Origin of the sequence: Micrococcus sp. APC 4021 (assembly GCF_030407635.1) — a bacterium.
Classification (GTDB): Bacteria; Actinomycetota; Actinomycetes; order Actinomycetales; family Micrococcaceae; genus Micrococcus; species Micrococcus luteus.
In genome coordinates this window covers 1-7,697 of the sequence record NZ_JASDCZ010000112.1, presented here as the reverse complement: position 1 = coordinate 7,697, position 7,697 = coordinate 1, and the positions used below count along the sequence as shown (strand labels likewise).

At 73.3% G+C, this 7,697-nt stretch carries 7 protein-coding genes and 1 tRNA gene; 6 read left to right on the top strand and 2 right to left on the bottom strand.

Annotation, left to right across the window (positions count from 1 at the left end; translation table 11 throughout):
- Positions 1–140 precede the first annotated feature (140 nt).
- The 3 genes from QL983_RS09325 (at position 141) to QL983_RS09315 (ending at position 2,248) form a co-directional block, all read left to right on the top strand.
- The gene (locus QL983_RS09325) at positions 141–782 is read left to right on the top strand and encodes a CDP-alcohol phosphatidyltransferase family protein (protein WP_020624488.1); all 642 of its coding nucleotides are present in this window, start codon (positions 141–143) and stop codon (positions 780–782) included.
- Between the two features lie 126 nt (positions 783–908).
- Positions 909–2,129, top strand: coding sequence for a glycosyltransferase (locus QL983_RS09320; protein ID WP_060974056.1), 1,221 nt, complete (start codon positions 909–911; stop codon positions 2,127–2,129).
- 45 nt (positions 2,130–2,174) lie between these two features.
- Positions 2,175–2,248: transfer RNA gene (locus QL983_RS09315), tRNA-Ile, on the top strand.
- A gap of 61 nt (positions 2,249–2,309) precedes the next feature.
- On the opposite strand, the gene QL983_RS09310 is transcribed toward QL983_RS09315, so the two are convergent.
- Positions 2,310–3,194: a LysM peptidoglycan-binding domain-containing C40 family peptidase gene (locus QL983_RS09310; RefSeq protein ID WP_036339471.1), complete on the bottom strand. Its 885-nt coding sequence runs from the start codon at positions 3,192–3,194 to the stop codon at positions 2,310–2,312.
- Between the two features lie 312 nt (positions 3,195–3,506).
- Here QL983_RS09310 and QL983_RS09305 point away from each other — a divergent pair, with 312 nt between their 5' ends.
- On the top strand, positions 3,507–4,709 hold the full coding sequence (locus QL983_RS09305; RefSeq protein WP_081097755.1) for a glycosyltransferase: 1,203 nt from the start codon (positions 3,507–3,509) through the stop codon (positions 4,707–4,709).
- Here QL983_RS09305 and QL983_RS09300 read toward each other — a convergent pair.
- Positions 4,645–5,319 (bottom strand): M23 family metallopeptidase, encoded by a 675-nt coding sequence (locus QL983_RS09300; protein ID WP_060974055.1) that lies wholly within the window; start codon positions 5,317–5,319, stop codon positions 4,645–4,647. The genes QL983_RS09305 and QL983_RS09300 overlap by 65 nt on opposite strands.
- Before the next feature lie 404 nt (positions 5,320–5,723).
- Between QL983_RS09300 and rpsB the strand changes: the two genes are divergently transcribed.
- Together rpsB and tsf are read left to right on the top strand one after the other, a co-directional pair.
- Positions 5,724–6,590 (top strand): 30S ribosomal protein S2, encoded by an 867-nt coding sequence (gene rpsB / locus QL983_RS09295; protein WP_061866738.1) that lies wholly within the window; start codon positions 5,724–5,726, stop codon positions 6,588–6,590.
- A 103-nt stretch (positions 6,591–6,693) separates the two neighbouring features.
- Positions 6,694–7,530, top strand: a complete 837-nt coding sequence (gene tsf, locus QL983_RS09290) for a translation elongation factor Ts (protein WP_061866737.1) — start codon at positions 6,694–6,696, stop codon at positions 7,528–7,530.
- The last annotated feature ends 167 nt before the right edge of the window (positions 7,531–7,697 follow it).

Here is a 7,697-nt window from a genome sequence, read left to right as displayed (position 1 = left end):
CCCCTGCCCGCAGACGACGAGGCCCCGATCCCCACGGATCGGGGCCTCGTCGTCTGCGGGCAGGGGCGACGGCGTCGGTAGGCTGGGCGTGTGGGGCGCCCGGCGGGGGCGTCCGCCCGCGGACCCTGGAGGAGCGACCCATGCGTGTGATCGACGTCGGCCTGCGCGAGGGCCACGAGTACCGCGTCCGCGACACCTGGCTGACCGTGCCGAACCTCATCACCCTGGCCCGCTTCGCCCTGGTCCCGGTGTTCGTGTGGCTCACCGTCGACGGCCGGCACCTGGACGCGTTCGTGATCCTGGCGGTGCTCTCCGGCACGGACTGGGTGGACGGCTACGTGGCGCGCCGGTTCGACATGATCTCCACGGTCGGGCGGTGGCTCGACCCGGTGGCGGACCGCCTCTCCCTGCTGGTGGTGGCCGTGACGTTCGTGGCCACCGGCATCGCCCCGCTCTGGCTCGCCCTGGCCATCGCGATCCCGGACCTCGTGCTCGCCGCCGTGTGCCTGTGGCTGTTCGGCGGCAGCCCGGATCTGCCGGTCACGGTCCTGGGCAAGGTGCGCACCGCGCTGCTGCTGGTGGGCACGCCCCTGCTGCTGCTCGCCCGTGTGCCGGGGGTCGACGGCGGCCCGTGGAGCGGCGTGGCCCTGGCTCTGGTCGGCGCCGGTTGCCTGCTGCACATCCTCGCCGCGGGGGACTACCTCGTGCGCGCGGTGGGCAAGGCCCGCGGCCTGCGGGCGGACGGTCAGGACCCGCGCGAGCACCCGTCCCGCCGGGGCTGACCCCCTCGCGCATCCTCGTGCCGGCGCCGACGGTTGCTACCGTGGGACGCGCGCCGTGCCCGCGGCCGATCCTCACGGCACGGGCCGGGCGCCGTCGTGCCATCGCCACCACAGAGAGGGACCGCCGTGTCCGACCGTCCCGGGATCGCCGCCGACCGCCCCCTGAAGGTGCTGATCGCCGCAGACACCTATCCGCCGCACGTCAACGGGGCCGCCACCTTCGGCCACCGCCTCGCCACGGCGCTGCACGCGCGCGGCCACGAGGTCCACGTCGTGATGCCGCGCAGTGACGCCGGCCCGGACACCGTGGAGCACCGGCCGGAGGCCACCGTGCACCTGCTGCGCTCCCTGCCGGCGCCGACGCACGAGTACTACCGTGTGGTGCTCCCGCGGCATGCCAAGATCTCCTTCCGCCGCATCTACCGCGAGGTCCAGCCGGACGTCGTGCACGCCCAGTGCCACTACATGATCGGCGAGGCCGCCATCAACGAGGCCGAGCGGCGCCGCATCCGGATCGTCTCCACGAACCACTTCATGCCGGAGAACCTCGAGCCGTTCCTGCCGTTCCCGCAGTGGTTCCTGGACACCGTCTCCCGGGTGTCGTGGAAGGACATGGGTCGACTCATGGGCAAGGGCGCGGTGGTCACCACCCCCACGGCCCTCGCCGCGCAGGCCATGGCCGAGCACGCCGGCCTGGACAACGTTCTCCCGGTCTCCAACGGCATCGACGCGAGCGCCTACGAGCTGCAGCCGGGGGAGAGGGTGGACCATCCCGGCCATCCGGTCGTGCTCTTCGTGGGGCGGCTGGCCGTGGAGAAGAACGTGGAGGTGCTGATCCGTGCGATCGCGCACCTGGCCCGCACCCGCCCCGACCTGGACGTGCACGCCGAGATCGTCGGCGACGGCGAGCAGCGCGACCGCATCCGTGCCACGGTGGACGAGGAGGGGGTGGCCGACCGCGTCCTGCTGCGCGGCCACGTCTCCGAGGAGGAGCTGCGGGCGGCCTACCTGCGCGCCGACGTGTTCTGCCAGCCGGGCACGGCGGAGCTGCAGTCCCTCGTGACCCTCGAGGCGCTCAGCGCGTCCACCCCGGTGGTCCTCGCGGACGCCCTCGCGTTGCCCCACCTCGTGGACGAGGGCGTCAACGGCCACCTCTTCCCGCCCGGGGACCACGTGGCCCTGGCCGATCGGATCGCCCGGATCCTCGACCTCTCGGACGCGGACCGCGCCGCCATGGGCGAGGCGTCCCACGCGAAGGCCCTGCATCATTCCGCCCAGAAGACGGTGGACATCTTCGAGCGCCTCTACCGCGGCGCGACGGCCGCCGAGGTCCGCGCGATGCTCTGAGACCCGTCGGTAGGATGGGCGGGTCCCGCGCGATGCCGCGGGGGAGGGGCGTTAGCTCAGTCGGTCAGAGCAGGGGACTCATAATCCCTGGGTCGCGGGTTCAAGTCCCGCACGCCCTACAGAAAACGGCCCCCGGCCGCGCGGTATGGCGCGGGCCGGGGGCCGTCGTCGTGCCGGTGCTCAGTAGCGGGCGGCCACCGCGAGCATGTCGGACTTCATGATCGTCGTGGAGGTGAACACTAGGCCCGCGTCCTCGTTGAGGGCGTGGGCGAGCTGGCCGCCGCCCATGTACATGGCCGTGTGGTAGATGCGGCCGGTGGACTGGTTCGCATAGAACACGAGGTCGCCGGGCTGGGCCTGGGAGATCGGCACGTAGGACTTCGCGGCGAGGTACTGGTCGCCGGCGCGGCGCGGGATGGAGATGCCGGCCCGGGCCATGGCCTGCTGGGTGAGGCCGGAGCAGTCGAAGCCGGAGGGGCCGTTGCCGCCCCACACGTAATAGGAGGACGGGTTCCGGACGGCGGAGCGCACGTAGTCGACGGCAGCCTGCTTGGACGCGGGCGCCGGCGCAGGGGCGACGGCGGGGGCGCTGGAGGTGGAGACCGAGGTGGTCTTCAGGACCATCCCCGGGTGGAGCATGGTCGAGGAGCTCATGCCGTTGATGGACTGCAGGATCGAGGCGGACACCCCCGTGCGGTAGGAGATGATCCACCAGCCGTCGCCGGCCAGCACGGTGTAGGTCGAGCCCGAGGTGGACGGCGCCGGGGCCGGGGTCGGGGTGGCAGTGCCGGAGGTCTTGAGGACCATGCCGGGATGCAGCACGGTCGCGGCGGTCATGCCGTTGAGCGACTGCAACCTGGACATGGAGACGCCGGTGCGCTGGGCGATGATCCACCAGCCGTCGCCGGAGCGGACGGTGTAGGCGGTCTCGGCGGCCTGGGCGGTCTCGGCGACGGACACGGTGCCGACGCCGGTCAGGGCGGCGGCGCCCAGGGCGAGGGCCACGGAGGCGGCGGCGGTGCGGGGGGCGCGACGCACAGCGGCGTGCGAGGAGGTCACGGACATCGGATCTTCTTCCCGGACAGGACCTGCGGCCCGTGAGGGCGGTGCCTCCGGGCGATGCCCGGAACGAGGCCGGACCGCGGGTGCGAGTTGACGAGCAGTGCGGATGACCGGGTACGCGAGGACGCGGAGGAAGCCCCGGTGTGGCGGATCGGCTGTAACCGATCCGTGATCAAGATACACGATCGTTATCGAAACGCAATCAGAAATTCGGATGACGTCCAGGTGGCCGATCGGCGCTCGACGCGCCCCGGTCGGCACCTACCGTGCGCGGCTGTCCCCGCCCCTCTCCGGCGCGGCGCTAGCGTGGTGCGGGTGAGCCCCTCCCGCCCCCTGCGCCTGCTGATGGACGCCCGCTACACCCGCACCGACTTCCACGACGGCATCTCCCGCTACGGCGCGAGCCTCATCGAGGCGGTCGCCCGCCGGACCGACGCGCCGGGCCCGGAGGGGGCCGACGTCGAGGTCGAAGTCGCGATGCTGATCTCGGACGAACGACAGCTGGCCCTGCTCCCGGACGGCGTGCCGTGGCACCTCGTCTCCGGCCCCACCTCCCCACGCGAGCCGTTCGTGGCCCGTCAGGTCGCGCGCCTGCGACCGGACGTCGTCTTCTCGCCCATGCAGACCATGGGGTCGTGGGGGCGGGACTACGCGCTGATCCTCACGCTCCACGACCTCATCTACTACGAGCACCGCACCCCGCCGCGGAACCTGCCCGAGCCGATCCGCTGGCTGTGGCGGGCCTACCACCTGACCAAGACCCCGCAGCGGCTCCTGCTCGACCGCGCGGACGCGGTCGCCACGGTCTCCCGGACGACGGCGGAGCTCATCGACCGGCACCGCCTCACCCGGCGTCCGGTCCACGTCATCGCCAATGCGGCGCAGACGGTACCGGAGCCGCGTGACCCGGACGAGACCCCGGACCGCACGCTGCTCTACATGGGCTCGTTCATGGACTACAAGGACGTCGAGTCCCTCGTGGCGGCCGCGCCCCTGCTGCCGGGCTACGCGCTGCACCTGCTCTCCCGCATCAGCCCGGAGCGCCGCGGGCAGCTCGAGGCCCGGCTGGCCGCGCGCCGCGCCGGCGCAGGGGCCGCCGGCGCGGACGTGGTCTTCCACGACGGCACCGACGAGGCCGAGTACGTGCGCCTGCTCCGCCGGGCCACCGCGGCCGTCACCCTCTCCCGCGCCGAGGGCTTCGGCCTGCCCGTGGCCGAGGCGATGGCCCATGGCACGCCGGTGGTGTGCTCGGACCTGCCGATCTTCCGCGAGATCGCCGGCGCGGGCACCCCGTCCTTCCGGGGTGTCCCGCTCGAGGGGGACCGGGCGGCCGCGCTCGCGGCCCGCGTGCGGGAGCTCGAGGACCCCGCCGAGTTCGCCGCGGCCTCCCGGGCGAGCGTCGCCCAGGCGGCCCGGTTCAGCTGGGACGAGTCCGCCCGCCGGCTTCTGGACCTCACGGCCGCGCTGGGTGTGGCGCGGCGTGCGGCCAGAGCACGGACGGGCCGCTCCAGCCGATGAGCACCAGCGGGTCGAGGTAGCGGTCGAAGGCCGCGTCCCCCACCCGCCAGCCATCGGGCTCCCGCACGCCCCAGTGCACGCACGCCCGCGGGCAGTGGGGTGGCGCCCCGGCCAGTCGCCCCACGGGGTCGCCCGCGTCGACGACGGCCCCCACCGCGACGTCGGCCTCCACCGGCTCGAGGGAGCTGCGGGTCCCGTTCGCGTGCTCGAGGGTCAGCACGGGGCGGTCGACCACGACCCCGGCGAACACGACCCGGCCCGCCGCCGGCGCCTGGATCGGAGCCCCGGTCTGCACGGCGAGGTCCACGCCCCGGTGCCCCCGACTCCACGGTCGCTCGGGTGCGACGAACGCGCGGAGCACGTCATCCGGGGCGGCGCCGGCGACGGGCGGGTGCCACGCGACCGGCGCGGCCGTCGCGCCCGGACCTGCCGGGGACGCCGCGACGAGGAGCAGCGCGTCGCGCGTGGACGGTGCGGGCGTGGCCCGGGACACGGGGCCGAGGTCGCCCATCCCCAGGGCGAGGACGAGCCAGGCGAGCAGGGCTGCCGCGACGCACCCCGCGATGCGCGGACGCGGGAGCGGACGGGGGAGGAGCGTGCGAGGGGTCATGGCGTCAGCCTGGCGTCCCGGGCGGCCGCGTGGCGGGCCCGCAGTCCCATCGTGGAGAGCGCCCGCCGCACCGGCCCCTGTGCAGGAGTCGGCGATGGGAGCGGTCGCCCACCTGGGGTAGGATTCACCTCAGCGGTGTCCTGTGGCCGGCCCTGTGCTGTGCCCCGGACGCCGACTCCGCGCATCGCGGTGGGTCGCTTCAGCGGCCCAGCCCCCACGCTCGGTCCCGTCCCCGCCGTCCTCCTGGAGAGGACGTCGGCGCGGGTGCTCGTGGGGCCCGGCAGCCCGCCGTCGTGATGCCAGGGGCCGCCCGACCGGGCCGGCCGCCAACCGTCAAGAAATCGACCGGCAGACCGCCCGCGCGTGAAGCGCGGGGTGCCACGGCTGCCACAGAAGGGAACGTCATGCCCGTCGTGACCATGCGCCAGCTCCTCGACTCCGGTGTCCACTTCGGCCACCAGACCCGCCGCTGGAACCCCAAGATGAAGCGCTTCATCTTCACCGAGCGCAACGGCATCTACATCATCGATCTCCAGCAGTCGCTGTCCTACATCGACCGCGCCTACGAGTTCGTCAAGGAGACCGTCGCCCACGGCGGCACCATCCTGTTCGTCGGCACCAAGAAGCAGGCCCAGGAGGCCATCGCGGAGCAGGCCGGCCGCGTGGGCATGCCCTACGTGAACCACCGCTGGCTCGGCGGCATGCTGACCAACTTCTCCACCGTCTCCAAGCGCGTGCAGCGCATGAAGGAGCTCGAGGAGATCGACTTCGAGGACGTGGCCGGCTCGCAGTTCACCAAGAAGGAACTGCTGCTGCTCAACCGTGAGCTCGAGAAGCTGCAGGCCAACCTCGGCGGCATCCGCAACATGGCCAAGACCCCCTCCGCCGTGTGGGTCGTGGACACCAAGAAGGAGCACCTGGCCGTCGACGAGGCCCAGAAGCTCGGCATCCCGGTCGTCGCCATCCTGGACACCAACTGCGATCCGGACGAGGTCGCCTACCCGATCCCGGGCAACGACGACGCCATCCGCTCCGTGAACCTGCTGACCCGCGTGGTCGCGGACGCCGTCGCCGAGGGCCTGATCGCCCGTCAGGGCGGCAAGTCCGGCCAGGCGGCCGCCGAGCCGATGGCCGAGTGGGAGCGCGAGCTGCTCGAGCAGCACAACGCCCAGCAGGCCGAGCAGGCTGAGCAGGCCGAGGCCCCCGCCGCCGAGGCGCCGGCCGAGCAGGCCGAGGCCCCCGCCGCCGAGGCCGCCCCGCAGGGCGAGTGATCCCGGCCGGTCCGTCCGCCCGGCCCCACCCGGCCGGGCCGACGGGCCGGTTCAGACCCCGAACATCCCGCACAACCCACACCACGGGAAGGACCGAACGAGCATGGCGAACTACACCGCTGCTGACATCAAGGCCCTGCGCGAGCGCACCGGCGCCGGCATGATGGACGTGAAGAAGGCTCTGGACGAGGCCGACGGCGACGCCGAGAAGGCCATCGAGATCATCCGCGTGAAGGGCCTCAAGGGCGCCACCAAGCGCGAGGGCCGCTCGGCCGCCGAGGGCCTCGTGGCCGCGACCGTCGAGAACGGCGTCGGCGTCATGATCGAGCTCAACTGCGAGACCGACTTCGTGGCCAAGGCCGACAAGTTCATCGCCCTGGGCGACGTGGTGCTGCGCGCCGCCGTCGCCTCCGGCGCCACCGACGTCGACGGCCTGCTGGCCTCCGACTACGAGGGCCGCACCCTGGGCGACTACGTGACCGAGGAGGGCGCCCTGCTGGGCGAGAAGGTGGCCGTGCGCCGCCTGGCCCGCGTGGAGGGCGCCTACGTGGACGCCTACCTGCACAAGACCTCCAAGGACCTGCCGGCCCAGGTGGGCGTGCTCCTCGCCGTGGACGCCGACTCCGCCGAGGCCAAGACCGCCGCGCACGACATCGCCGTGCACGTCGCGGCCTACTCGCCCACGTACCTCACCCGTGAGGACGTGCCGGCCGAGACCGTCGAGAACGAGCGTCGCATCGCCGATGAGACCGCCCGTGCCGAGGGCAAGCCGGAGCAGGCCCTGCCGAAGATCGTGGAGGGCCGCCTGACCGGCTTCTTCAAGGAGATCGTGCTCGTGGACCAGCCGTTCGCGAAGGACCCGAAGCAGACCGTCGGCAAGGTCGCCTCCGACGCCGGCACCAACGTCACCGGGTTCGCCCGCTTCCGCGTCGGCAACTGACCGCCGCACCCGGACCGGCCGCTCCCGGTCCACGCCCCGCGGGGGCGTAGGATCGGGAGCGACCCGAGGTCCACTCCGGCGCCGGATGGCGCCGACGACCATCGCATGACGGGGTGGCCGCCCCGACCGGGCGGCCACCCCGTCCGCGTGTCCGCCCCCGGGACGGC

Bases quoted from the DNA above. Each gene is read 5' to 3' on its own strand.
- QL983_RS09310 (WP_036339471.1), bottom strand. From the start codon at position 3,194: ATGTCCGTGACCTCCTCGCACGCCGCTGTGCGTCGCGCCCCCCGCACC.
- tsf (WP_061866737.1), top strand. From the start codon at position 6,694: ATGGCGAACTACACCGCTGCTGACATCAAGGCCCTGCGCGAGCGCACC.
- QL983_RS09325 (WP_020624488.1), top strand. From the start codon at position 141: ATGCGTGTGATCGACGTCGGCCTGCGCGAGGGCCACGAGTACCGCGTC.
- rpsB (WP_061866738.1), top strand. From the start codon at position 5,724: ATGCCCGTCGTGACCATGCGCCAGCTCCTCGACTCCGGTGTCCACTTC.
- QL983_RS09300 (WP_060974055.1), bottom strand. From the start codon at position 5,319: ATGACCCCTCGCACGCTCCTCCCCCGTCCGCTCCCGCGTCCGCGCATC.